The sequence below is a fragment of the Streptomyces sp. NPDC028991 genome (assembly GCF_055564775.1).
The window spans coordinates 238,582-262,192 of the sequence record NZ_JBVHVP010000001.1 but is presented as its reverse complement, the minus strand read 5'-3'; the positions used below and the strand labels follow the sequence as shown (position 1 = coordinate 262,192).

Here is a 23,611-nt window from a genome sequence, read left to right as displayed (position 1 = left end):
GTCGTTAACCTGGAGGAAATGCGTTAACGCTCATTAACTGATCGACCATCGGTGAGGGGACCGCAGGATGCACGAGGCACCGGAGCTGACGACGGCGGCAGATCCCGCCTCCGAGGCCTTTCGGGCCAACGAGGAGGCGCACCGCGTCCTCGTTCAGGAGCTGCGCGCCAAGCTCGCGGCGGCCCGGCTCGGCGGCGGGGAGCGGGCGCGGGCCCGGCACACCGCGCGCGGCAAGCTGCTGCCGCGCGACCGCGTGGACACGCTGCTCGATCCGGGTTCGCCGTTCCTGGAGCTGGCGCCGCTCGCGGCCGACGGGCTCTACGACGGACAGGCCCCGGCCGCCGGCGTCATCGCCGGGATCGGGCGGGTCAGCGGCCGGGAGTGTGTGATCGTCGCCAACGACGCCACCGTCAAGGGCGGCACGTACTACCCGATGACGGTGAAGAAGCACCTGCGGGCGCAGGAGGTGGCGCTGGAGAACCGGCTGCCGTGCCTGTACCTCGTCGACTCGGGCGGCGCCTTCCTGCCGATGCAGGACGAGGTCTTCCCGGACCGGGAGCACTTCGGGCGGATCTTCTACAACCAGGCCCGGATGTCCGGCGCCGGCATCCCGCAGATCGCCGCCGTCCTCGGCTCCTGCACGGCGGGCGGCGCGTACGTCCCGGCGATGAGCGACGAGGCGGTGATCGTCCGAGAGCAGGGGACGATCTTCCTCGGCGGCCCGCCGCTGGTGAAGGCGGCCACCGGCGAGGTGGTCACGGCGGAGGAGCTGGGCGGCGGCGAGGTCCACGCGCGGGTGTCCGGCGTCACCGACCACCTGGCCGAGGACGACGCGCACGCGCTGCGCATCGTGCGGCAGATCGTCTCCACGCTGCCCGCGCGCGGGCCGCTCCCCTGGGGCGTGGAACCCGCCGTCGAGCCCAAGGTCGACCCGGAGGGGATGTCCGGTGCGGTGCCGGTCGACTCCCGCACGCCCTACGACGTCCGCGAGATCATCGCGCGCGTGGTGGACGGCTCCCGGTTCGCCGAGTTCAAGTCCGAGTACGGGCAGACCCTCGTCACCGGCTTCGCCCGCATCCACGGCCACCCGGTCGGGATCGTCGCCAACAACGGCATCCTGTTCTCCGAGTCGGCCCAGAAGGGCGCCCACTTCATCGAGCTGTGCGACCAGCGCGGCATCCCGCTGGTGTTCCTGCAGAACATCTCCGGGTTCATGGTCGGCAGGGACTACGAGGCCGGGGGCATCGCCAAGCACGGCGCCAAGATGGTGACGGCGGTGGCGTGCACGCGCGTGCCGAAGCTGACGGTGGTCGTCGGCGGGTCGTACGGCGCGGGGAACTACTCGATGTGCGGGCGGGCGTACTCGCCCCGCTTCCTGTGGATGTGGCCGGGCGCCAAGATCTCCGTCATGGGCGGCGAGCAGGCCGCGTCCGTGCTGGCCACGGTCAAGCGGGACCAGTTGGAGGCCCGCGGGGAGGACTGGCCGGCCGAGGAGGAGGAGTCCTTCAAGGCGCCGATCCGTGCGCAGTACGAGCATCAGGGGAACGCCTACTACGCGACCGCCCGCCTGTGGGACGACGGGGTGATCGAGCCCGCCGACACCCGGCAGGTGCTGGGTCTGGCCCTGACCGCGTGTGCCAACGCGCCACTGGGCGAACCCCGGTTCGGCGTCTTCCGGATGTGAGGAGGGGACTTCGATGGGAAGCGCGATGGGGAGCTTGATGTTCGACACGGTATTGGTGGCCAACCGCGGTGAGATCGCGGTGCGTGTCATCCGGACCCTGCGCTCGATGGGCGTGCGCTCGGTGGCGGTCTTCTCCGACGCCGACGCGGACGCCCGGCACGTGCGGGAGGCCGACGAGGCGGTACGGATCGGCCCGGCGCCGGCGGCGGAGAGCTATCTGTCCGTCGAACGGCTGCTTAAGGCGGCGGCCCGGACGGGCGCGCAGGCCGTCCATCCCGGGTACGGCTTCCTCGCCGAGAACGCCGGTTTCGCGCGGGCCTGCGAGGAGGCGGGGCTGGTCTTCATCGGGCCGTCCGCCGACGCCATCGCCCTGATGGGCGACAAGATCCGCGCCAAGGAGACGGTGCAGGCGGCCGGGGTGCCGGTGGTGCCCGGCTCCAGCGGCAGCGGGCTGACGGACGCGCAGCTCGCCGACGCCGCCCGCGAGATCGGCACGCCGGTGCTGCTGAAACCGTCGGCCGGTGGTGGCGGCAAGGGCATGCGGCTGGTGCGGGACGCCGCCGTGCTCGCCGACGAGATCGCCGCCGCCCGCCGTGAGGCCCGCGCCTCCTTCGGCGACGACACGCTGCTGGTGGAGCGGTGGATCGACCGGCCCCGGCACATCGAGATCCAGGTCCTGGCCGACGGCCACGGCGGCGTCGTGCACCTGGGCGAGCGCGAGTGCTCGCTGCAACGCCGGCACCAGAAGATCATCGAGGAGGCGCCCAGCGTGCTCCTCGACGAGGCGACCCGTGCCGCGATGGGCGAGGCGGCCGTGCAGGCGGCGCGCTCCTGCGGCTACCGGGGCGCGGGCACGGTGGAGTTCATCGTGCCGGGCGAGGACCCCTCCCAGTACTACTTCATGGAGATGAACACCCGGCTCCAGGTCGAGCACCCGGTGACCGAGCTGGTCACGGGAGTGGACCTGGTGGAGTGGCAGCTGCGGGTGGCGGCGGGCGAGCGGCTCGGTCTCGCGCAGGAGGACGTCCGGCTGACCGGCCACGCCGTCGAGGCCCGCCTCTGCGCCGAAGACCCCGCGCGCGGCTTCCTGCCCTCCGGCGGCACGGTGCTGCGGCTGCACGAGCCCGAGGGCGACGGTGTGCGCACCGACTCCGGGCTCAGCGAGGGCGGCGAGGTCGGCAGCCTCTACGACCCGATGCTGTCCAAGGTGATCGCGTACGGCCCCGACCGCGCCACCGCCCTGCGCAGGCTCCGGGCGGCCCTGGCCCGGACGGTGACGCTGGGCGTGCAGACCAACGCCGGGTTCCTGCGCCGGCTGCTCGCCCACCCGGCGGTGGTGGCGGGCGAGCTGGACACCGGGCTGGTGGAGCGCGAGGTCGACGGCCTGGTCTCCACCGGCGTACCGGAGGAGGTGTACGAGGCCGCGGCGGCCGTACGGCTGGACGCGCTGCGTCCGCGCGGGGAGGGCTGGACGGATCCTTTCTCGGTGCCGAGCGGCTGGCGCATGGGCGGCGAGCCGAAGCCGGTCGCCTTCCCGTTCCGGACGACGGGACTTGAACCCGTCACTCACACCCCGCGCGGCACCCACACCGTCACCGAGGACCGGGTGTCGGTGACGTTGGACGGCGTCCGGCACAGCTTCCACCGCGCCGCCGACTGGCTCGGCCGCGACGGCGACGCCTGGCACGTGCGCGACCACGACCCGGTCGCCGCCTCCCTCACGGGCGCCGCCCACGCGGGCGCCGACTCGCTGACCGCGCCCATGCCGGGCACGGTGACGGTGGTGAAGGTCGCCGTCGGCGACGAGGTGGCCGCCGGGCAGAGTCTGCTGGTCGTGGAGGCGATGAAGATGGAGCACGTCATCTCCGCCCCGCACGCGGGCACGGTCGCCGAGCTGGACGTGGCGCCGGGCACGACGGTCGCCATGGACCAGGTGCTGGCGGTCATCGCACCGGTCGAGGACGCGAAGGAGGAGACGCCGTGAACGCCCCTGAGCCGGGCCTGCCGATGGCCGTACCGGCCGAGGGCCTGCCCGCCCGCGTCCGCATCCACGAGGTCGGCGCCCGCGACGGCCTCCAGAACGAGAAGGCGACCGTCCCGGCCCCGGTGAAGGCGGAGTTCATCCGCCGCCTGGCCGCCACGGGCCTGACCACGATCGAGGCGACGAGCTTCGTGCACCCCAAGTGGGTGCCGCAACTGGCGGACGCGGAGGAGCTGTTCCCGGCGATCGCCAACCTGCCGGTCGAGCTGCCCGTCCTGGTGCCGAACGAACGCGGCCTCGACCGCGCGCTCACGCTCGGCGCCCGCCGCGTCGCGGTCTTCGCCAGCGCCACGGAGTCCTTCGCCAAGGCCAATCTCAACCGCACGCTCGACGAGGCGCTGGCCATGTTCGAGCCGGTGGTGGCGCGGGCGAAGGACGCGGACGTCCACGTCCGCGGCTACCTCTCGATGTGCTTCGGCGACCCCTGGGAGGGCCCGGTCCCGGTCCCGCAGGTGGTGAAGGTCTGCCGGGCCCTGCTGGACATGGGCTGCGACGAGCTGAGCCTGGGCGACACGATCGGGGTGGCGACCCCGGGCCACGTGAGCGCCCTGCTCACCGCGCTGACCGAGGCCGGTGTGCCCGTGAGCGCCCTGGGCGTCCACTTCCACGACACCTACGGCCAGGCCCTGTCGAACACCTACGCCGCCCTTCGGCACGGCGTGACGACCGTCGACGCCTCCGCCGGCGGCCTGGGCGGCTGCCCCTACGCGAAGTCGGCCACCGGCAACCTCGCCACCGAAGACCTCGTGTGGATGCTGCGCGGGCTCGGCATCGACACCGGGGTCGACCTCGGCTCTCTCGTCGCCACCAGCGTCTGGATGGCCGCCCACCTGGGCCGGCCCAGCCCGTCCCGCACCGTACGAGCCCTGGCACACCAGGACTCGGCCGCCGACTCCCGCGCCGACTCCCACAAGGAGCAGTGACAGCCATGGACCACAAGCTCTCCCCCGAACTCGAGGACCTCCGTCGCACGGTGGAGGCGTTCGCCCACGACGTCGTGGCTCCCAAGATCGGCGACTTCTACGAGCGGCACGAGTTCCCGTACGAGATCGTCCGGGAGATGGGCCGCATGGGCCTGTTCGGCCTGCCCTTCCCGGAGGAGTACGGCGGCATGGGCGGCGACTACCTCGCCCTCGGCATCGCCCTGGAGGAGCTGGCCCGCGTCGACTCGTCGGTGGCCATCACGCTGGAGGCGGGCGTCTCGCTGGGGGCCATGCCGATCCACCTGTTCGGCACCGAGGAGCAGAAGCGGACGTGGCTGCCCCGCCTGTGCTCGGGCGAGATCCTCGGCGCCTTCGGCCTGACCGAGCCGGACGGCGGCTCGGACGCGGGCGCGACGCGGACGACGGCACGCCTGGACGAGGCGACGAACGAGTGGGTCGTCAACGGCACCAAGTGCTTCATCACCAACTCCGGCACCGACATCACGGGCCTGGTGACGGTCACGGCGGTCACCGGTCGCAAGCCGGACGGCCGGCCCCTGATCTCGGCGATCATCGTCCCGTCCGGCACCCCGGGCTTCACGGTGGCCGCCCCGTACTCGAAGGTCGGCTGGAACGCGTCGGACACGCGTGAGCTGTCCTTCTCCGACGTCCGGGTCCCGGCGGCGAACCTGCTGGGCGAACGGGGCCGCGGCTACGCCCAGTTCCTGCGCATCCTCGACGAGGGGCGCGTCGCCATCGCCGCGCTGGGCACGGGGCTCGCCCAGGGCTGCGTGGACGAGTCGGTCAGGTACGCGAAGGAACGTCACGCCTTCGGCAAGCCGATCGGCGCCAACCAGGCCATTCAGTTCAAGATCGCGGACATGGAGATGAAGGCGCACACGTCCCGGCTGGCGTGGCGGGACGCGGCCTCCCGGCTGGTGACGGGTGAGCCGTTCAAGAAGGAGGCGGCGCTGGCGAAGCTGTACTCGTCGACGGTGGCCGTGGACAACGCCCGCGAGGCCACCCAGATCCACGGCGGCTACGGCTTCATGAACGAGTATCCGGTGGCCCGCATGTGGCGGGACGCGAAGATCCTGGAGATCGGCGAGGGCACCAGCGAGGTCCAGCGGATGCTGATCGCGCGGGAACTGGGCCTCGCCGGCTGATTCCTCCCGGCGCCGCGGGCCGGACACAGCGCACGGCTCACGGCTCACGGCTCACGGCTCACGGCTCACGGCTCACGGCGCGAGAAGGCCTCACCGCCGACGAAGACGGCGGGATGGTTCTCCAGCGTGGTGATGCCGAGCCGCGCGGCCACGCCTTCGCCGATGTGCGCCGTGCGGTGCGGCAGGAGGTGGAAGGACTGGAAGACGAAGCCGATGCGGCGCCCCCGCACCGCGGTCCGGTCCGCGTCGCAGAGGCCGCCGACGTCGATCCCGTCGAGCAGGTACCGCCCGTCGGTCGGGGTGTCCAGCAGCCCGGCGATGTCGAGGAACGTCGACTTGCCCGACCCGGAGGGCCCGGCGACGGTGACGAAGTCCCCGCGGCCGACCGTCAGGTCCGCGGGACGCAGGGCCGCGACGGGCGGCGGCCCCGGGTAGGTCCGGCCGACACCCCGGAACTCCAAGCAGGAGGCGGCCGCCTAGGGCCCGTCCGGCGGATCGGGTCGCGGGAAAGCGACGCCACGTCAGGGCGGGTAAGCGGAGGCCGGCGCGTCCCAGTCGCACGGCGGAGGAGGGCGTCGACGCGGAGCGTCGGCAACCGACGACGATGCCGCGGACGGACGGGCCGGCCCCGCGTCCGCGGCGTGATCCGCCGGGCAGGCCCTGACCGCGACGCGGACAACGCCGCCGCGTGGTGCGGGGCCCATCGACCGTCGGCCGGGGCCCATCGACCGTCGGCCGCGGCGGAGTCGGGCCCCGCATCGCGTCACCGCCGGGACCCCGTGGGCGACTCACGGGCTGCGCTCGGGGAGGACCCCCGTACCTGGACAATCGCTGAGGTTAGGCTAACCTACCTTCGAATTGTCCAACGGTGATCCACCCCGTTCGAAAGCAGCGAACCCATGTCCAAAGCCAGAGCCACCCACCTCACCCGACGCGGCGTTCTCGCCGCGGGCGGCGCGCTCGGCCTCGGTGCCGTGCTCGCGGCGTGCGGTGACGACGACACGAACAGCGGTGGAGCAGGCGCAGACACGGGAGCCGCCAAGTCCGGCCCCTGGTCCTTCAAGGACGACCGCGGCACGACCGTGAAGCTGGACAAGGTCCCGACGAAGATCGTCGCCTTCACCGGTGTCGCCGCCGCCCTCCACGACTACGGCATCGAGGTCAAGGGCGTCTTCGGCCCGACCAAGACGCCGGACGGCAAGGCCGACGTCCAGGCCGGCGACATGGACGTCAGCAAGCTGACGGTCTTCGGCAACAAGTTCGACAGCTTCAACGTCGAGCAGTACGCGGCCTTCCAGCCCGAGGTCCTCCTCACCACGACGTTCGACGACGCCGGCACCCTCTGGTACGTCCCGGAGGCCTCCAAGGACAAGATCGCCAAGCTCGCCCCGAGCGTGGCGATCTCGGTCTACGACCGCCAGCTGCCGAAGCCGCTCCAGCGGATGGCCGAGCTGGCCGAGTCGCTGGGCGCCGACATGAAGGCGACGAAGGTCGTCGAGGCGAAGAAGAGGTTCGAGACCGCCGCCGAGCGGCTGCGCAAGGCCGCCAAGGCCCGCCCGGAGATCAGGGTGCTGGCCGGCTCCGCCGCGCCGGACCTCTTCTACGTCTCCGGCTCGAACTACTCCGTCGACCTGGAGTACTTCAAGGCGCTCGGCGTGAACATCGTGGAGCCCCCGGAGGACGCCAAGAAGGCGACCGGTGGCTGGTTCGAGAGCCTGAGCTGGGAGAACGTCGACAAGTACCCGGCCGACGTCATCATCATGGACGACCGCGCCTCCACCATCCAGCCCGCGGACATCACCGAGGGCACCTGGAAGGCGCTCCCCGCCGTCAAGGCCGGCCAGGTCATCTCCCGCTCCCCCGAGCCGATCCTGTCCTACGACAAGTGCACGCCGCTGCTCGACAACCTGGCCGAGGCGATCGAGAACGCCAAGAAGGTCGGCTGACCTCTCGCCCTCTCCCCTCCTCCCGGAGCTCTTCATGACGACGGCCGTAGCCGCCCCGTTCCGTTTCTTCTCCCTCCAGGTCGTACGGACGAGGCGGCTCGGGCCGTCTCTGACCCGGGTGACCTTCGCCGGACCCGACCTGCGCGCCTTCCACTCCGAAGGGCAGGACCAGTCCCTGTCGCTGTTCCTGCCGCATCCGGGCCAGCCGGAGCCCGCGGTGCCGGTCGAACTAGGCGACGGCTGGTGGCAGGCGTGGCGTGAACTGCCGGACGACGTCCGGGCGGTGATGCGCTCGTACACGCTGCGCGCCCTGCGCCGGGACGCCCTCGGGGACACCGCCGAGATCGACATCGACTTCGTGCTGCACGGCGTCGAATCCGGCGCCGCCCTTCAGGCCGGCCCCGCCTCCCGCTGGGCCGCCGACGCCGCCCCCGGCGACCGGGTCGTCCTGCTCGGCCCGGCGGTGGCCGACAACCGGGCGATCCGCTTCCGGCCGCCGCAGGACACCGACCTGGTGGTGATCTGGGGCGACGAGACCGCCGTACCGGCCGCCTGCGCCATCGTCGAGTCGCTGCCGGCCGGCACCCGCGCACGGGTCTGGCTGGAGGTGCCGCACGCCGATGACGTGCAGGAGCTGGAGACGGCGGCGGACGCCGAGGTCACCTGGCTGGTCAGGGACTCGGCCGGCGGGCCCGAGGCAGCCCTCGCCGCCCTCCGCGCGGCCGGGCTCCCGCCCGCCGAGCGCCCGTACGTGTGGATCGCCGGCGAGTCCGGCTGCGTCAAGCGGCTGCGCCGGCACTTCGTCGGCGAACGCGGCATCGACCGCCGCCGCGTCACCTTCGTCGGCTACTGGCGCCAGGGCCTGACGGAGGAACAACTCCGCGAGCGGGGCTGACGCTCGGCACCCCCTGACCTCAACTGGCCGTCCACGCCGCACCGATGATGCGCGAGTGACGGCAGTCACGCAGAGGCACGGGTTTGACCAGAGGTACTTAGGTTAGGCTAACCTAAGTCGAAGCAAGGGCTCCGCCCTCTCCCGTCCCTCTCGGACCGTCCCCACCGGAGGACCCCCACATGCGCTCGCACCTGCTCAACGACGCCACCGCGGAGCAGTACCGCCGCTCCGTGACCGAAGGAGTCGAGCGGGTGGCCGCCAAAATCGCCACCACCGACCGTCCGTTCACCGGTGTCACGGTCGACGCCCTCTCCCCCCGCATCGACGGGATCGACCTCGACAAGCCGCTGCACGACACGGCCGCGGTCCTCGACGAGCTGGAGGACGTCTACCTGCGCGACGCCGTCTACTTCCACCACCCCCGCTACCTCGCCCACCTCAACTGCCCGGTGGTCATCCCGGCGGTGCTCGGCGAGGCCGTCCTGTCCGCCGTCAACTCCTCTCTGGACACCTGGGACCAGTCGGCCGGCGGCACACTCATCGAGCGGAAACTGATCGACTGGACGACCGCCCGCATCGGCCTCGGCCCGGCGGCCGACGGCGTGTTCACCTCCGGCGGCACGCAGTCCAACCTCCAGGCGCTGCTGCTGGCCCGCGAGGAGGCGAAGACCGAGGACTTCGCCGACCTGCGCGTCTTCGCCTCCGAGGTCAGCCACTTCAGCGTCAAGAAGTCGGCGAAACTGCTCGGCCTCGGCCCCGACGCCGTCGTGTCGATCCCCGTGGACCACGACAAGCGCATGCAGACCGTCGCCCTCGCCCGGGAACTGGAGCGCTGCGCCGAGGACGGCCTCGTCCCCATGGCCGTCGTCGCCACCGGCGGCACCACCGACTTCGGCTCCATCGACCCGCTCCCCGAGATCGCCGCACTGTGCGAGCAGTACGGCGTGTGGATGCACGTGGACGCCGCGTACGGCTGCGGACTGCTCGCCTCCCTGAAGTACCGGGACCGGCTGACCGGGATCGAGCGGGCCGACTCGGTCACCGTGGACTACCACAAGTCCTTCTTCCAGCCGGTGAGTTCGTCGGCCGTGCTGGTCCGGGACGCGGCCACCCTGCGCCACGCCACCTACCACGCGGAGTACCTCAACCCGCGCCGCATGGTGCAGGAACGTATCCCCAACCAGGTGGACAAGTCCCTCCAGACCACCCGCCGCTTCGACGCGCTCAAGCTGTGGATGACGCTGCGCGTGATGGGAGCCGACGGCATCGGCGAGCTCTTCGACGAGGTGTGCGACCTGGCCGCCGAGGGCTGGAAACTGCTCGCCGCCGACCCGCGCTTCGACGTGGTGGTCGAACCGTCGCTGTCCACCCTGGTCTTCCGCTGCATACCGGCGGCCGTCACCGACCCCGCCGAGATCGACCGCGCCAACCTCTACGCCCGCAAGGCCCTGTTCGCCTCCGGCGACGCCGTGGTCGCGGGCACCAAGGTGGCCGGACGCCACTACCTGAAGTTCACCCTGCTCAACCCCGAGACGACCACGGCCGACATCGCCGCCGTCCTCGACCTGATCGCCGGCCACGCCGAGCAGTACCTGGGAGAGTCCCTTGACCGCGCTTCCTGAGACCGCCCCGACGTCCACCACGACGTCCACCACGACGTACGACTTCGTGGGGATCGGCCTCGGCCCCTTCAACCTCGGCCTGGCCTGCCTGACCGAGCCCATCGCCGAGCTGAACGGCGTCTTCCTGGAGTCCAAGCCGGACTTCGAGTGGCACGCCGGCATGTTCCTGGACGGTGCCCACCTCCAGACCCCGTTCATGTCGGACCTGGTCACGCTCGCCGACCCGACGTCCCCGTACTCCTTCCTCAACTACCTGAAGGAGAAGGGCCGGCTGTACTCGTTCTACATCCGGGAGAACTTCTACCCGCTGCGCGTCGAGTACGACGACTACTGCCGCTGGGCCGCGAACAAACTGAGCGGCGTCCGCTTCGGCACGACGGTCACCGAGGTGACGTACGACGAGCGGGACGAGCTGTACGCCGTCGCGACCACGGGCGGCGACACGTACCGCGCCCGCCGCCTGGTCCTCGGCACCGGCACCCCGCCGCACATCCCGGACGCCTGCCGGGGCCTGGCCGGCGACTTCATCCACAACTCCCGCTACGTGCAGCACCGGGCGGAGCTGGTGAAGAAGAAGTCGATCACCCTGGTCGGCAGCGGCCAGTCCGCCGCCGAGATCTACCACGACCTGCTCGGCGAGATCGACGTCCACGGCTACCAGCTCAACTGGGTGACCCGCTCCCCGCGCTTCTTCCCCCTCGAATACACCAAGCTCACGCTGGAGATGACCTCACCGGAGTACGTGGACTACTACCACGCGCTTCCGGAGCCGACCCGCTACCGCCTCACCAGCGAGCAGAAGGGCCTGTTCAAGGGCATCGACGGCGACCTGATCAACGAGATCTTCGACCTGCTCTACCAGAAGAAGCTGGGCGGTCCCGTCCCCACCCGCCTGCTCACCAACTCGGCGCTGACCGACGCCCGGTACGCGGACGGCACGTACACGCTCGGCTTCCGCCAGGAGGAGCAGGGCAAGGACTTCGAGATCGACACCCAGGGCCTGATCCTGGCCACCGGCTACCGGTACGCCGAGCCGGAGTTCCTCAAGCCCGTCCGGGACCGGCTCCGCTACGACTCCCGGGGCAACTTCGACGTCGCCCGCAACTACGCCGTCGATGTCACGGGCGGCGGCGTCTTCCTCCAGAACGCGGGTGTCCACACGCACAGCATCACCAGCCCCGATCTGGGCATGGGTGCCTATCGCAACAGCTACATCGTCCGAGAGCTGCTCGGCACCGAGTACTACCCGGTCGAGAAGTCGATCGCGTTCCAGGAGTTCAGCGCATGAGCACCACCACCCCCACGGCCGCCGGCATCGGCGCGCTCACCCTCCGCCCCCTCGACCCGCTGAAGGACGCCGAGCTGCTGCACGGCTGGGTCACGCACCCCAAGTCCGCGTTCTGGATGATGCAGGACGCGAAGCTGGTGGACGTCGAGCGCGCCTACATGGAGATAGCCGCCGACGAGCACCACCACGCCTACGTCGGCCTGCACGACGGCGTCCCCGCCTTCCTGATGGAGAGGTACGACCCCGCCCACCGCGAGCTGGTCGGCCTCTACGAGCCCGAGCCGGGCGACGTCGGCATGCACTTCCTGGTCGCCCCCACCGACCGGCCCGTGCACGGCTTCACCCGCGCCGTCATCACCGCCGTCATGGCCGAGCTGTTCGCCGACCCGGCGACCGCCCGTGTCGTCGTCGAACCGGACCTCGGCAACAAGGCCGTCCACGCCCTGAACGCGGCCGTCGGATTCGTGCCCGAGCGCGAGATCCAGAAGCCGGAGAAGAAGGCGTTGCTGAGCTTCTGCACCCGCGAGCAGTTCGAGAGGGCGGTGTCCGCATGAGCCTCGCCGACGCCGTCGCCCACCTCTCCCCCGAACGCTGGGACCAGGCCAACCGCCTCCTGATCCGCAAGGCCCTCGCCGAGTTCACGCACGAACGGCTGATCATGCCGGAGCACTCCGCGGGCGACGCGTACGTCGTCCGCGGCGACGACGGCAAGACCGAGTACCGCTTCACCGCCACCGTCCGCGCCCTGGACCACTGGCAGGTGGACGCCGACTCGATCACCCGCCACCGCGACGGCACCGAGCTCCCGCTCGCCGCCCTGGACTTCTTCATCGAGCTGAAGGAGACGCTGGGCCTGAGCGACGAGATCCTCCCCGTCTACCTGGAGGAGATCTCCTCCACGCTCTCCGGCACCTGCTACAAGCTCACCAAGCCGGAGGTGACCTCCGCCGAGCTGGCGAGCAGCGGCTTCCAGGCCGTCGAGACCGGCATGACCGAGGGCCACCCCTGCTTCGTCGCCAACAACGGACGGCTCGGCTTCGGCATCCACGAGTACCTGTCGTACGCCCCCGAGACCGCGAGCCCCGTCCGGCTGGTGTGGCTCGCCGCGCACCGCTCGCGTGCGGCGTTCACGGCCGGTGCCGGGATCGAGTACGAGTCCTTCGTACGCGACGAGCTGGGCGAGGCGACCGTGGACCGCTTCCACGGCGTGCTGCGCGAGCGGGACCTGGACCCGGCCGACTACCTGTTCATCCCGGTCCACCCCTGGCAGTGGTGGAACAAGCTCACCGTCACCTTCGCCGCCGAGGTGGCCCGGGGGCACCTGGTCTGCCTCGGCGAGGGCGACGACGAGTATCTGGCCCAGCAGTCCATCCGCACCTTCTTCAACTCCTCGCATCCCGAGAAGCACTACGTGAAGACGGCCCTGTCCGTCCTCAACATGGGCTTCATGCGCGGCCTGTCGGCGGCGTACATGGAGGCGACCCCGGCCATCAACGACTGGCTCGCCCGGCTCGTCGAGGGCGACCCGGTGCTGAAGTCGACGGGTCTGTCCGTCATCCGGGAGCGGGCGGCCGTCGGCTACCGGCACCTGGAGTACGAGCAGGCCACCGACCGCTACTCGCCGTACCGCAAGATGCTGGCGGCGCTGTGGCGCGAGAGCCCGGTGCCGTCCCTCCAGGACGGCGAGTCCCTGGCGACCATGGCCTCCCTCGTCCACGTCGACCACGAGGGCGCCTCCTTCGCGGGCGCGCTGATCGAGCGGTCGGGGCTCGCGCCCACCGAGTGGCTGCGGCACTACCTGCGGGCCTACTTCGTTCCGCTGCTGCACAGCTTCTACGCCTACGACCTGGTCTACATGCCGCACGGCGAGAACGTCATCCTGGTCCTGAAGGACGGGGTGGTGCAGCGCGCGATCTACAAGGACATCGCCGAGGAGATCGCGGTGATGGACCCGGACGCGGTGCTGCCGCCGGAGGTCTCGCGGATCGCGGTCGAGGTGCCGGAGGACAAGAAGCTCCTGTCGATCTTCACGGACGTCTTCGACTGCTTCTTCCGTTTCCTCGCCGCCAACCTCGCCGGCGAGGGGATCGTCGAGGAGGACGCCTTCTGGCGGACGGTCGCGGAGGTCACGCGCGAGTACCAGGAGTCGGTGCCGGAACTGGCCGAGAAGTTCGACCGGTACGACATGTTCGCGCCCGAGTTCGCGCTGTCCTGCCTCAACCGGCTCCAGCTGCGCAACAACAAGCAGATGGTGGACCTCGCGGACCCCTCCGGCGCGCTCCAGCTCATCGGAACCCTGAAGAACCCCATCGCGGGCCGGTAGCGACGGGCTCGCACAGACGGGCTCGCACAGACGGGTCCTCACAGACGGGCGGGCACCCCGGAGACGGTCCTCCGGGGTGCCCGTCGGGCGTTGCGTCGCGGGTCAGTCGGCCGTCCAGGGCACCTGCGGGGACCGGTAGTAGTCGATCCCCAGGGCCTCCCAGCGCGGCGCCTGCTCGGCGAGCCGCACCTTGTACGTGTCCCAGTCGTGCGTCTTCGCCGGCGACCAGCCCAGCTCGGCGACGCCCGGCAGCCTCGGGAAGGCCATGAAGTCGAGCTGCTCCGGTGTCTCCAGGGTCTCCGTCCACAGCGGCGCCTCGACGCCCCGGATCGCGGAGGCGGGGGCGCCCGGCAGATAGGCGGCCGGGTCCCAGTCGTAGGACCGCCGCACCTCCACGTAACCGGCCCAGGACAGGCCCAGCGGAGTGTCCTTGTTGTACTTCATATCCAGGTACGTCCGGTCGGCCGGGGACAGGATCAGCCCGGTGCCGTTCCGCGCGGCCTCGGCGACCTGGGCCTTCTCCGCGTCGCTGGTGCGGTCCAGGCCCCAGTACTGGACGAGCGCGCCCTCGGCCGGCCGCGCGCCGGCCAGCTGGTGCCAGCCGACGACCGTCTTGCCGTACTCGGCGACGACGGGCTGCACGCGGTCCATGAACTTCACGAAGTCCTCGTGCGGGGTGGAGTGCGCCTCGTCGCCGCCGATGTGGAGGTAGCGGCCCGGGGTGAGGGCGGCGAGTTCACGCACGACGTCGTCCACGAAGTCGTACGTGACCTCCTTGCCCACGCACAGCGAGCTGAAGCCGACCTCGGTGCCGGTGTACAGCGGGGGCGCGACGCCGTCGCAGTTCAGCTCGGCGTAGGAGGCGAGGGCCGCGTTGGTGTGGCCCGGCATGTCGATCTCGGGCACGACCTCGAGGTGGCGGGAGGCGGCATAGCGGACGATCTCCTTGTAGTCGGCCTTGGTGTAGTAGCCGCCGGGGCCGCCGCCGACCTCCGTGGAGCCGCCGTAGGTCGCCAGGCGCGGCCAGGAGTCGATGGCGATGCGCCAGCCCTGGTCGTCGCTGAGGTGCAGGTGGAGCTTGTTGTACTTGTAGAGGGCGACCCGGTCGATGTAGCGCTTGACCTCGTCGACGGTGAAGAAGTGCCGGGAGACGTCCAGCATGGTGCCGCGCCAGCCGTAGCGCGGGGTGTCCTCGATGGTGCCGCCCGCGACCAGCCAGGGGCCGGGCTGCGCGGAGTCCTTCTCGACGGCGGCGGGCAGGAGCTGACGGAGGGTCTGGACGCCGTGGAAAAGGCCGGCTGCCTTGCCGGCGGTGATGGTGACGCCGCCGCGGCCGCTGTCCAGGCGGTAGCCCTCGTCGCCGTACGGGCCTTCGGCCAGGCGGAGCCGTATGCCGCCGTGGCCGTGGGAGGTGACGGGGAGCCGGTACCCGGTGGAGGGCCGCAGGAGCTCCGCGAGGTAGTCGCCGACGCGGCGGGCCTCGCGCGAGTCCTCGACGCGGATGCGGGTGGAGTGGGTGATGCGGTACGGGGAGCCGCCCGGGTCGACCGACGCGGGGGCCGGAATCACCCGGTCCAGCGGGGTCGTTGCGGGCGCCCGCCGGTCCGGCGACGCGCCGGTGGTCATGGCGCCGACCGCCGCCACCAGCAACAGCGAGCCCAGGATCCGGGTCAGTCGGGGAGTCGTTCTGTGGTGCCGTCGATGAGGTCTCACGTGCGCTCCCTTCACGATGGTGCAGAGATGGGTGTAGACCACTCTCTCTCACAACCACCGTACGCAGAAGCGGTGAAACAATCCGCGCATGGCGGAAATCATCCAGAAGGACGGAACGTGGGTCTTCGACGGCGACACCCTGCGGCTGACTCCCGGACGGGACAAGAACGTCAGCCTGCTCCGCAGGGAACTGGGTGAACTACTCGTCCCGCTGACGGCGTTGGCGGGCATATCGTTCGAGCAGGGCAAGAAGTCCGGGCGGCTGCGGCTGCGCCTGCGGGACGGCGCCGACCCGTTGCTGCACGCCTCCGGCGGCCGGCTGACCGAGCCGCACGACCCCTACCAGCTCACCGTGGAGTCCGACCGGTACGGCGTCGCCGAGTACTTCGTGGACGAGGTGCGCAACGCCCTGCTCCTGGACCAGGTTCCGGCCGGCCCGGTGGACGCCTACCTGCTGCCCGGTCCCCCGGTCCCGTTGTCGGTGTCCGCCGGTGACGGCATCGCGAGCTTCGACGGCGAGCGCGTACGCCTGGAGTGGAAGTGGCAGGCCGAGGACGCCAAGTCGGCCGCCGGCACCCGCACCCTCCCCTTGGCCGACATCGTCGCGGTCGAGTGGCAGCCGACGGTCGGCCTGGAGAACGGCCACCTCCGCTTCACCGTGCGAGGCGCGCCGACCAAGGCACCGCCCAAGTACGACCCCAACGCCGTGGAGCTGTGGGGCTTCAAGAGGGACCCGCTGATGGCCCTGGTGGCCGCGGCCGTGCAGGCCCGCCTGCCGCACCCGGCCGCGCCCGCCGCCCCGGAGGACGCCCGGCCGGGCGAGGACGCACCCGCCCCGGCCCCGGCTCCCGCCGTCGCCGAGGACGACCACGACGCGCTGCTGCGGCGGCTGCGGGAGCTGGGTGAACTGCACCGCTCTGGGGTGCTGACGGACGAGGAGTTCGCCCTGGCGAAGCAGGCGGTGCTGAAGCGCATGTAGGTGCCCTCATGGACACCTGTCGGCGTGAGCCTGCCCGAAATCGGGCAGGTTTCTTGCGAAACCCTCACTCGTACCCCAGGATCTACCGGGTGCACGACGAACTCGTTGATCATCTGACGCGGTCCACCCCCCTGAGCCGGGGCGAGGCGCTGCGCGTGATCCAGGACGTGCTCGCCTACTTCGACGAGACGACCGAGGAGTACGTCCGTCGCCGCCACCGCGAGCTCCAGGCCCAGGGCCTGGTGAACGCGACGATCTTCGAACGGATCGAGGCGGACCTGAAATACCGGGCGGTGGCACCGCCGGAGCTGTCGCTCCGGCAGCTGCGCCGCATCGTCTACGGCTGAGAAGCCGAAGAGGGACACGAGGTTTACGTATACATGTGCGGAATCGTCGGATACATCGGCAAGCGTGACGTCGCGCCCCTGCTGCTGGAGGGCCTCCAGCGCCTGGAGTACCGCGGCTACGACTCGGCGGGCATCGTCGTCACGTCCCCGAAGGCCGCCGGCCTGAAGATGGTCAAGGCCAAGGGCCGGGTCCGCGACCTGGAGGCCAAGGTCCCGGCACGCTTCAAGGGCACCACCGGCATCGCCCACACCCGCTGGGCCACCCACGGCGCCCCCTCCGACCTGAACGCCCACCCGCACATGTCGGCCGACAACAAGGTCGCCGTCGTGCACAACGGCATCATCGACAACGCCGCCGACCTGCGCCGCAAACTGGAGGCGGACGGCGTCGAGTTCCTCTCCGAGACCGACACCGAGGTCCTCGTCCACCTCATCGCCCGCTCCGAGGCTGAGAAGCTGGAGGACAAGGTCCGCGAGACCCTCCGGGTGATCGAGGGCACGTACGGCATCGCCGTGATGCACGCCGACTTCCCCGAGCGCATCGTCGTCGCCCGCAACGGCTCCCCGGTCGTCCTCGGCATCGGCGAGAAGGAGATGTTCGTCGCCTCGGACATCGCCGCGCTGGTCGCCCACACCCGCCAGATAGTCACCCTCGACGACGGCGAGATGGCCACCCTCAAGGCCGACGACTTCCGCACCTACACCACCGAGGGCACCCGCACCACAGCCGAGCCCACCACCGTGGAGTGGGAGGCCGCCTCCTACGACATGGGCGGCCACGACACCTACATGCACAAGGAGATCCACGAGCAGGCCGAGGCCGTGGACCGCGTGCTGCGCGGCCGGATCGACGACCGCTTCTCCACCGTGCACCTCGGCGGCCTCAACCTGGACGCCCGCGACGCGCGCGCCGTGCGCCGCGTGAAGATCCTCGGCTGCGGCACCTCGTACCACGCGGGCCAGATCGGCGCCCAGATGATCGAGGAGCTGGCCCGCATCCCCGCGGACGCCGAGCCCGCCTCCGAGTTCCGCTACCGCAACGCCGTCGTCGACCCCGACACCCTGTACATCGCCGTCTCCCAGTCCGGTGAGACGTACGACGTGCTGGCCGCCGTGCAGGAGCTGAAGCGCAAGGGCGCCCGCGTCCTCGGCATCGTCAACGTGGTCGGCTCGGCGATCGCCCGGGAGGCCGACGGCGGCATGTACGTGCACGCCGGGCCCGAGGTCTGCGTCGTCTCCACCAAGTGCTTCACCAACACCTGCGTCGCCTTCGCGCTGCTCGCCCTGCACCTGGGCCGCACCCGCGACCTGTCCGTGCGCGACGGCAAGCGGATCATCGAGGGCCTGCGCAAGCTGCCGCAGCAGATCTCCGAGATGCTGGAGCGGGAGGAGGACGTCAAGAAGCTGGCCGCGCAGTACGCCGACGCCCGCTCGATGCTCTTCATCGGCCGCGTGCGGGGCTACCCGGTCGCCCGCGAGGCCTCCCTGAAGCTCAAGGAGGTCTCCTACATCCACGCCGAGGCCTATCCGGCCTCCGAGCTCAAGCACGGCCCGCTCGCCCTGATCGAGCCCGCCCTGCCGACGGTCGCGATCGTGCCGGACGACGACCTGCTGGAGAAGAACCGCGCGGCCATGGAGGAGATCAAGGCCCGCAGCGGCCAGATCCTCGCCGTCGCCCACCGGGAGCAGGAGAAGGCCGACCACACCATCGTCGTCCCGAAGAACGAGGACGAGCTGGACCCCATCCTCATGGGCATCCCCCTCCAACTCCTCGCCTACCACACGGCCCTGGCGCTGGGCCGCGACATCGACAAGCCGCGCAACCTCGCCAAGTCGGTGACGGTGGAGTAGAACGCCCCAACGGGGCGCAGGGCCGTGTCGACGCGCGGCCTGGCCGCGTGGGCGCGAGCGACCCGACGCGCCCGCACGGGCAAAACCGGCCGGACGGCCCCCCGCGTGTGCCACCACCACGCGGAGGGCCGTCCATGTCGCCGGGGGCCGCCCGCCCCCGGCCGGCGGCAGCTAACCGGTGGCCGTCACACCCCGGCCCGCAGCGCGCCCGCGCAGTGCCGTGGGCCAGTGCGCCAGAACCGCGGTCGCCGCGTACCAGGCGACCACTCCGGCCGCGACGGCGAACCATCCGCCCGCCTTCGCCAGCGCCTCACCGTCCGCGAAGGCGGCGATCGCGAGGAGCAGCAGGGACACGCAGAGCAGCCCGTACATCCCCTGCCCGAGCAGGTCGCCGCCGGCGAACGTGAGGGAGAGGGCGACGAGGGCGAACAGGAGCAGGAAGAGTCCCGCCGCGTTGGCGGAGACCTGGCCGCCGGCCGAGACGGCCCAGGTGAACCACAGCGCGCCGAGCACGGTGAAGGCCGTACCCGAGGCGGTGTCCCGGTCCCGGAGGGCCAGCAGTCCGGCGACGAAGAGCGCGACGCCGCCGACGTACCGGGCGACGGTCACGGCGTCGGCGGCCGTCACGCCGTCGACCACGCCGGCGTGGCCGACGCCGAAGGCCAGCAGGGTGACGCCGAGGGCGAGCCGGCCGACGATGGTGAGGGTGCTGGTGGTGCTTCCCGCGGAGACGTCGTTGTCCACGGCGGGCTCCCTTCATGCATGTGCGATTGTGCGGTGACCCGTATATGCCCTTCACAAGGGCACAAACACCTCTACGCGTCGGTAGCTTCACGCTGCATGACCGGGAGGGGCTCCGGGGCGGCCGGACCGCCGCCCGGGCTGCTACGGGATGACCACCACGGGCCGCTTCGCCCGCTTGGCGAGCCGGCCGGCGACGGAGCCGAAGAGGCGGCCCACCAGGCCGTGACTGGAGCCGACGACGATGGCGTCCGCCTCGTACTCCCGGCCCACTTCCTCGAGTTCGTGGCAGATGTCGCCGCCGCGCTCGACCAGGATCCAGGGCACCTCGGCGAGGTAGTCCGCACACGCCAGCTCCAGACCGAGCACCTCGGTGCGGTGGTCCGGTACGTCGACGAAGACGGGGGGCTCGCAGCCGGCCCACACGGTGGTGGGCAGCCGGTTGGCGACGTGCACGATGACCAGGCCCGAGCCGAGCCGGCGCGCCATGCCGATGGCGTACGCGAGGGCACGCTCACTGGACGTGGAGCCGTCGAAGCCGACGACGACACCGTGCTTGAAGGCTGGGTCGCACGACTGGCGTGGCTCTTCGGCCGCCAGGGGCTCGGCCGCCGCAGGTTCGGCGACGGGCCGCTTGCGGTCCGAGGGTTCGAAGAATGAGTGACCGGCCATGGCTGTCTCGGCGTTTTTATCCTCTATGGGGGACAACAGTGTGCGGCGGAGCCGTGTGTCCGGGAATGGTCTTCCCAACCCCATACCCCAAAGGGTACGGCGCCACGCCTCCTTCGCCAGATCCCGCGTACGGTCCGCCGCGGGTTCCCCGGAGCATGCCCGAGGGGGCGCCCGTAACGCAATGGTTGCTGCGCTGTACAGGCGGTTTGCACGGGATTCAACTGTGCGTGATCGGTCGTGACCGGCCCGCCGCCCGGGCGTTGATCTCCATGCCGCCAGTCCCAGGGAGCCCGCATGTCCGGACCGCACCAGCCCGCCGAACCGCCGTCCGGCACCCCTGACGCCACCGACGGCCCCGACGTGCCCGGCGCGCCCGGCGCCCGCGAACCGACCGCGCCGCCCAGGGACGGCGTCACCGATCTCGTCCGCTGGGCGGCCTTCAGCTGCTTCCTCGTCCCGGTCGTGCTCCTCTGGTACGGCACCTCCTTCGCCGGCACCGCCGGCACGGCCCTCGGCCTGGCCGCCGTCACCGGCGCCTGCCGCCTGCTGCTGCGCCGTTCCGAGCGCGTCGCGGCCCGGCCGACCGGCGGGGATCACGCGGCGCGGACCGGGCGCCGGCACCGGGCCGGACCGCCGGGACGCAGGGGCGGACGGCACGCGGGGGAAAACACACCGGTCGGCTGACCGGTTTCCGCGCACACGTCCGCTTCTTTTCAGCCAACTTCTGAGGGTGGCTCATCACCGGCCCCCACCACCCCCCAACCCCCGTTCCACCTGCACGGAAAGGGTCTCCGGGACCCTGCGCACCCTACGGGGATTGGCCACTGCGACAAGGCGCACTTCCCTGTGGCGCCCCAGAGTGCAACGCTTCGTGATCGACTGCTTCACGCCAAGTTGCCATGTCGACAATGTCCCAAGTGCCGAACCGGCCATCTCGGCGCGACGGGACACAGTAGATTCGATCTTGACTGTCTACGGCGGGGGACTCGTGCAGGACCGAGGGGAAACGTGTTGGAGCGACAGACCCGAAAGGATCAGGGCGCCGCGACCACCGAGGGGGGCTTAGCGGTTATGAGCCACGACTCCACCGCCGCGCCGGAAGCCGCGGCCCGGAAGCTCACCGGGCGACGCCGCAAGGAGATCGTCGCCGTGCTGCTGTTCAGCGGCGGCCCCATCTTCGAGAGTTCCATACCGCTGTCGGTGTTCGGGATCGACCGCCAGGACGCCGGCGTGCCGCGCTACCGGCTTCTGGTGTGCGCCGGCGAGGACGGCCCGCTGCGGACCACGGGAGGTCTGGAACTCACCGCGCCGCAGGGCCTGGAGGCGATCGCCCGGGCCGGCACGGTGGTGGTGCCCGCCTGGCGGTCGATCACCTCGCCGCCTCCGGAGGATGCGCTCGACGCGCTGCGCCGGGCGCACGAGGAGGGCGCCCGCATAGTCGGGCTGTGCACCGGCGCCTTCGTACTCGCGGCGGCGGGCCTGCTCGACGGCCGCCCCGCGACCACCCACTGGATGTACGCGCCGACGCTGGCCAAGCGCTACCCGTCGGTGCACGTCGATCCGCGCGAGCTGTTCGTGGACGACGGCGACGTGCTGACGTCGGCGGGGACCGCGGCCGGTATCGATCTGTGCCTGCACATAGTGCGCACGGACCACGGCAACGAGGCGGCCGGCGCGCTGGCCCGCCGGCTGGTGGTCCCGCCGCGCCGCTCGGGCGGCCAGGAGCGCTACCTCGACAGGTCTTTACCGGAGGAGATCGGTGCCGACCCGCTCGCCGAGGTCGTCGCCTGGGCGCTGGAGCACCTGCACGAGCAGTTCGACGTGGAGACGCTGGCGGCCCGCGCGTACATGAGCCGCCGCACCTTCGACCGCCGCTTCCGGTCGCTGACCGGCAGTGCCCCGCTGCAGTGGCTGATCACCCAGCGGGTGCTCCAGGCACAGCGCCTGCTGGAGACGTCCGACTACTCGGTGGACGAGGTCGCGGGCCGCTGCGGCTTCCGCTCGCCGGTGGCGCTGCGCGGCCACTTCCGCCGACAGCTCGGTTCGTCCCCGGCCGCCTACCGGGCCGCCTACCGGGCACGCCGCCCGCAGGGCGACCGGCCCACGGCACCGGAGCAGGGCGCCGAGGGACCCTCCCGCGCCCCCGCCCCGCCCGAGGCCGCGCTGCCGCCGGAAAGCGCGGTCCCGTACCAGACCCGCCGCACGGCACCACCGATGCCGGCGGCGGCGAGCCTGCCGGGGCAGCGCAGCGCGCCGTGAACCTGTGAACGCCGGACGGGCGATTCCGTCCGTCCGGCCGCACCCTCCGACGCCGGTCGGGCCGACCCACTCAGCCCGTCCGGCGTTTGAGGACGAGGCCGTCCAGGCCGAAGCGGGGGCCCGGGGGCGGCAGCCCCCGCGACGCCCGCACCGACGCCGGGGGACCACACGACGGAGGTCGGCCGTAGGGTGTCCGCATGAACGATCGCATGGTGTGGATCGACTGCGAGATGACCGGTCTCTCGCTGTCCGACGACGCGCTCATCGAGGTGGCCGCCCTCGTCACCGACTCCGAGCTGAACATCCTCGGTGAGGGGGTCGACATCGTCATCCGCCCGCCGGAGCGGGCCCTGGAGACGATGCCGGAGGTGGTGCGTCAGATGCACACCGCGTCCGGCCTGCTCGCCGAGCTCGACGGCGGCACGACGCCGGCGGACGCCGAGGCGCAGGTCCTGGCGTATGTGCGGGAGCACGTGAAGGAGCCCGGCAAGGCCCCGCTGTGCGGCAACTCGGTCGGCACCGACCGCGGCTTCCTGCTGAGGGACATGCCGACCCTGGAGAACTACCTCCACTACCGGATCGTCGACGTCTCCTCGATCAAGGAGCTGGCGCGCCGCTGGTACCCGCGGGCGTACTTCAACAGCCCCGAGAAGAACGGCAACCACCGCGCGCTCGCCGACATCCGCGAGTCCATCGCCGAGCTGCGCTACTACCGGGAAGCCGTCTTCGTCCCGCAGCCGGGCCCCGACTCCGACACCGCCAAGGCGATCGCCGCGAAGCACGTCCTGCCTGCCCGTTAAAGGCGTGCGCGAGCACCCCTTCGGACCCTGTACACTTTTTCTCAGCCGGTCGGGAACCCGCCTCGCGGGATTCCAGCACCGGCCTTGGTGGGTGTAGCTCAGTTGGTAGAGCACCTGGTTGTGGTCCAGGTGGCCGCGGGTTCAAGTCCCGTCACTCACCCTCTTCGAAGAGGCCGATGATCTGCAGGAATGCAGCCATCGGCCTCTTTCGTCCGCCTGGGTGGCCGCACCTGCTGTTGCCTGGGTGGCCGCCGCCCGTGGTTCCGAGTGGCGGCGGGGCCCGCCGACTCGGCCGCCTTCTTCCCCACGACCCGCGCCCTGCCCCTTCACCGGGTCTTCCCGCGGAGCCGCCTCCCCTTCC

At 71.3% G+C, this 23,611-nt stretch carries 20 protein-coding genes and 1 tRNA gene; 17 read left to right on the top strand and 4 right to left on the bottom strand.

Annotated elements, in window-relative coordinates; all coding sequences use genetic code 11:
• Window positions 1-67: 67 nt before the first annotated feature.
• From ACZ4V1_RS01160 to ACZ4V1_RS01145, 4 genes are read left to right on the top strand one after another with little or no spacing between them, the layout of a single operon-like run.
• Complete coding sequence (locus ACZ4V1_RS01160) at window positions 68-1,684, top strand: carboxyl transferase domain-containing protein (RefSeq protein ID WP_468327835.1); 1,617 nt, start codon at window positions 68-70, stop codon at window positions 1,682-1,684.
• A 37-nt stretch (window positions 1,685-1,721) separates the two neighbouring features.
• Window positions 1,722-3,668, top strand: coding sequence for an acetyl/propionyl/methylcrotonyl-CoA carboxylase subunit alpha (locus tag ACZ4V1_RS01155; protein WP_468328894.1), 1,947 nt, complete (start codon window positions 1,722-1,724; stop codon window positions 3,666-3,668).
• The gene (locus ACZ4V1_RS01150) at window positions 3,665-4,648 is read left to right on the top strand and encodes a hydroxymethylglutaryl-CoA lyase (RefSeq protein ID WP_468327833.1); all 984 of its coding nucleotides are present in this window, start codon (window positions 3,665-3,667) and stop codon (window positions 4,646-4,648) included. Before ACZ4V1_RS01155 ends, ACZ4V1_RS01150 begins: the two co-directional genes overlap by 4 nt.
• 5 nt (window positions 4,649-4,653) lie before the next feature.
• Window positions 4,654-5,814 carry an acyl-CoA dehydrogenase family protein gene (locus tag ACZ4V1_RS01145; protein ID WP_468327831.1) on the top strand — a complete coding sequence of 387 codons (1,161 nt, stop codon included), beginning with the start codon at window positions 4,654-4,656 and terminating at the stop codon, window positions 5,812-5,814.
• A gap of 65 nt (window positions 5,815-5,879) precedes the next feature.
• On the opposite strand, the gene ACZ4V1_RS01140 is transcribed toward ACZ4V1_RS01145, so the two are convergent.
• Window positions 5,880-6,275 (bottom strand): ATP-binding cassette domain-containing protein, encoded by a 396-nt coding sequence (locus tag ACZ4V1_RS01140; protein ID WP_468327829.1) that lies wholly within the window; start codon window positions 6,273-6,275, stop codon window positions 5,880-5,882.
• 438 nt (window positions 6,276-6,713) lie between these two features.
• Here ACZ4V1_RS01140 and ACZ4V1_RS01135 point away from each other — a divergent pair, with 438 nt between their 5' ends.
• The 6 genes from ACZ4V1_RS01135 to ACZ4V1_RS01110 all read left to right on the top strand — a co-directional run bounded on the left by ACZ4V1_RS01135 (window position 6,714) and on the right by ACZ4V1_RS01110 (window position 13,888).
• Window positions 6,714-7,760, top strand: a complete 1,047-nt coding sequence (locus ACZ4V1_RS01135; protein ID WP_468327827.1) for an ABC transporter substrate-binding protein — start codon at window positions 6,714-6,716, stop codon at window positions 7,758-7,760.
• Window positions 7,761-7,794: 34 nt separating this feature from the next.
• Window positions 7,795-8,655 carry a siderophore-interacting protein gene (locus tag ACZ4V1_RS01130; protein ID WP_468327825.1) on the top strand — a complete coding sequence of 287 codons (861 nt, stop codon included), beginning with the start codon at window positions 7,795-7,797 and terminating at the stop codon, window positions 8,653-8,655.
• A 179-nt stretch (window positions 8,656-8,834) separates the two neighbouring features.
• The gene (desA, locus tag ACZ4V1_RS01125) at window positions 8,835-10,277 is read left to right on the top strand and encodes a lysine decarboxylase DesA (protein WP_468327823.1); all 1,443 of its coding nucleotides are present in this window, start codon (window positions 8,835-8,837) and stop codon (window positions 10,275-10,277) included.
• A complete protein-coding gene (locus ACZ4V1_RS01120) occupies window positions 10,261-11,565 on the top strand; it encodes a lysine N(6)-hydroxylase/L-ornithine N(5)-oxygenase family protein (protein ID WP_468327821.1) in 1,305 nt (434 codons plus the stop codon). Before desA ends, ACZ4V1_RS01120 begins: the two co-directional genes overlap by 17 nt.
• Window positions 11,562-12,119 (top strand): GNAT family N-acetyltransferase, encoded by a 558-nt coding sequence (locus tag ACZ4V1_RS01115; RefSeq protein WP_468327819.1) that lies wholly within the window; start codon window positions 11,562-11,564, stop codon window positions 12,117-12,119. Before ACZ4V1_RS01120 ends, ACZ4V1_RS01115 begins: the two co-directional genes overlap by 4 nt.
• Window positions 12,116-13,888 carry an IucA/IucC family protein gene (locus ACZ4V1_RS01110; RefSeq protein ID WP_468327817.1) on the top strand — a complete coding sequence of 591 codons (1,773 nt, stop codon included), beginning with the start codon at window positions 12,116-12,118 and terminating at the stop codon, window positions 13,886-13,888. Before ACZ4V1_RS01115 ends, ACZ4V1_RS01110 begins: the two co-directional genes overlap by 4 nt.
• 102 nt (window positions 13,889-13,990) lie before the next feature.
• On the opposite strand, the gene ACZ4V1_RS01105 is transcribed toward ACZ4V1_RS01110, so the two are convergent.
• On the bottom strand, window positions 13,991-15,601 hold the full coding sequence (locus ACZ4V1_RS01105; protein WP_468327815.1) for a beta-N-acetylhexosaminidase: 1,611 nt from the start codon (window positions 15,599-15,601) through the stop codon (window positions 13,991-13,993).
• 88 nt (window positions 15,602-15,689) lie between these two features.
• Between ACZ4V1_RS01105 and ACZ4V1_RS01100 the strand changes: the two genes are divergently transcribed.
• The 3 genes from ACZ4V1_RS01100 (at window position 15,690) to glmS (ending at window position 18,778) form a co-directional block, all read left to right on the top strand.
• The gene (locus ACZ4V1_RS01100; RefSeq protein ID WP_468327813.1) at window positions 15,690-16,580 is read left to right on the top strand and encodes a DUF4429 domain-containing protein; all 891 of its coding nucleotides are present in this window, start codon (window positions 15,690-15,692) and stop codon (window positions 16,578-16,580) included.
• Window positions 16,581-16,669: 89 nt separating this feature from the next.
• Entirely contained in the window at window positions 16,670-16,927 is a 258-nt protein-coding gene (locus ACZ4V1_RS01095) for a hypothetical protein (protein WP_055417062.1), read from the top strand.
• 33 nt (window positions 16,928-16,960) lie between these two features.
• Window positions 16,961-18,778: a glutamine--fructose-6-phosphate transaminase (isomerizing) gene (gene glmS, locus ACZ4V1_RS01090; RefSeq protein ID WP_468327811.1), complete on the top strand. Its 1,818-nt coding sequence runs from the start codon at window positions 16,961-16,963 to the stop codon at window positions 18,776-18,778.
• 171 nt (window positions 18,779-18,949) lie between these two features.
• On the opposite strand, the gene ACZ4V1_RS01085 is transcribed toward glmS, so the two are convergent.
• Both ACZ4V1_RS01085 and ACZ4V1_RS01080 read right to left on the bottom strand, forming a co-directional pair.
• Window positions 18,950-19,522 carry a GPR1/FUN34/YaaH family transporter gene (locus ACZ4V1_RS01085; RefSeq protein ID WP_468327809.1) on the bottom strand — a complete coding sequence of 191 codons (573 nt, stop codon included), beginning with the start codon at window positions 19,520-19,522 and terminating at the stop codon, window positions 18,950-18,952.
• A gap of 141 nt (window positions 19,523-19,663) precedes the next feature.
• Window positions 19,664-20,191 (bottom strand): universal stress protein, encoded by a 528-nt coding sequence (locus tag ACZ4V1_RS01080; protein ID WP_468327807.1) that lies wholly within the window; start codon window positions 20,189-20,191, stop codon window positions 19,664-19,666.
• A gap of 294 nt (window positions 20,192-20,485) precedes the next feature.
• Between ACZ4V1_RS01080 and ACZ4V1_RS01075 the strand changes: the two genes are divergently transcribed.
• The 4 genes from ACZ4V1_RS01075 to ACZ4V1_RS01060 all read left to right on the top strand — a co-directional run bounded on the left by ACZ4V1_RS01075 (window position 20,486) and on the right by ACZ4V1_RS01060 (window position 23,410).
• The gene (locus tag ACZ4V1_RS01075; RefSeq protein WP_468327805.1) at window positions 20,486-20,875 is read left to right on the top strand and encodes a hypothetical protein; all 390 of its coding nucleotides are present in this window, start codon (window positions 20,486-20,488) and stop codon (window positions 20,873-20,875) included.
• A 387-nt stretch (window positions 20,876-21,262) separates the two neighbouring features.
• The gene (locus ACZ4V1_RS01070; protein WP_468327803.1) at window positions 21,263-22,450 is read left to right on the top strand and encodes a helix-turn-helix domain-containing protein; all 1,188 of its coding nucleotides are present in this window, start codon (window positions 21,263-21,265) and stop codon (window positions 22,448-22,450) included.
• A 197-nt stretch (window positions 22,451-22,647) separates the two neighbouring features.
• Window positions 22,648-23,250: an oligoribonuclease gene (gene orn, locus ACZ4V1_RS01065; RefSeq protein WP_468327801.1), complete on the top strand. Its 603-nt coding sequence runs from the start codon at window positions 22,648-22,650 to the stop codon at window positions 23,248-23,250.
• A gap of 87 nt (window positions 23,251-23,337) precedes the next feature.
• Window positions 23,338-23,410, top strand: a tRNA-His gene (locus ACZ4V1_RS01060).
• Window positions 23,411-23,611 lie beyond the last annotated feature (201 nt).

Coding starts and splice junctions, on each gene's coding strand:
- ACZ4V1_RS01160 (WP_468327835.1), top strand. CDS start 68: ATGCACGAGGCACCGGAGCTGACGACGGCGGCAGATCCCGCCTCCGAG.
- ACZ4V1_RS01155 (WP_468328894.1), top strand. CDS start 1,722: ATGTTCGACACGGTATTGGTGGCCAACCGCGGTGAGATCGCGGTGCGT.
- ACZ4V1_RS01145 (WP_468327831.1), top strand. CDS start 4,654: ATGGACCACAAGCTCTCCCCCGAACTCGAGGACCTCCGTCGCACGGTG.
- ACZ4V1_RS01135 (WP_468327827.1), top strand. CDS start 6,714: ATGTCCAAAGCCAGAGCCACCCACCTCACCCGACGCGGCGTTCTCGCC.
- ACZ4V1_RS01130 (WP_468327825.1), top strand. CDS start 7,795: ATGACGACGGCCGTAGCCGCCCCGTTCCGTTTCTTCTCCCTCCAGGTC.
- desA (WP_468327823.1), top strand. CDS start 8,835: ATGCGCTCGCACCTGCTCAACGACGCCACCGCGGAGCAGTACCGCCGC.
- ACZ4V1_RS01115 (WP_468327819.1), top strand. CDS start 11,562: ATGAGCACCACCACCCCCACGGCCGCCGGCATCGGCGCGCTCACCCTC.
- ACZ4V1_RS01110 (WP_468327817.1), top strand. CDS start 12,116: ATGAGCCTCGCCGACGCCGTCGCCCACCTCTCCCCCGAACGCTGGGAC.
- ACZ4V1_RS01100 (WP_468327813.1), top strand. CDS start 15,690: ATGGCGGAAATCATCCAGAAGGACGGAACGTGGGTCTTCGACGGCGAC.
- glmS (WP_468327811.1), top strand. CDS start 16,961: ATGTGCGGAATCGTCGGATACATCGGCAAGCGTGACGTCGCGCCCCTG.
- ACZ4V1_RS01080 (WP_468327807.1), bottom strand. CDS start 20,191: ATGGCCGGTCACTCATTCTTCGAACCCTCGGACCGCAAGCGGCCCGTC.
- ACZ4V1_RS01075 (WP_468327805.1), top strand. CDS start 20,486: ATGTCCGGACCGCACCAGCCCGCCGAACCGCCGTCCGGCACCCCTGAC.
- ACZ4V1_RS01070 (WP_468327803.1), top strand. CDS start 21,263: ATGAGCCACGACTCCACCGCCGCGCCGGAAGCCGCGGCCCGGAAGCTC.
- orn (WP_468327801.1), top strand. CDS start 22,648: ATGAACGATCGCATGGTGTGGATCGACTGCGAGATGACCGGTCTCTCG.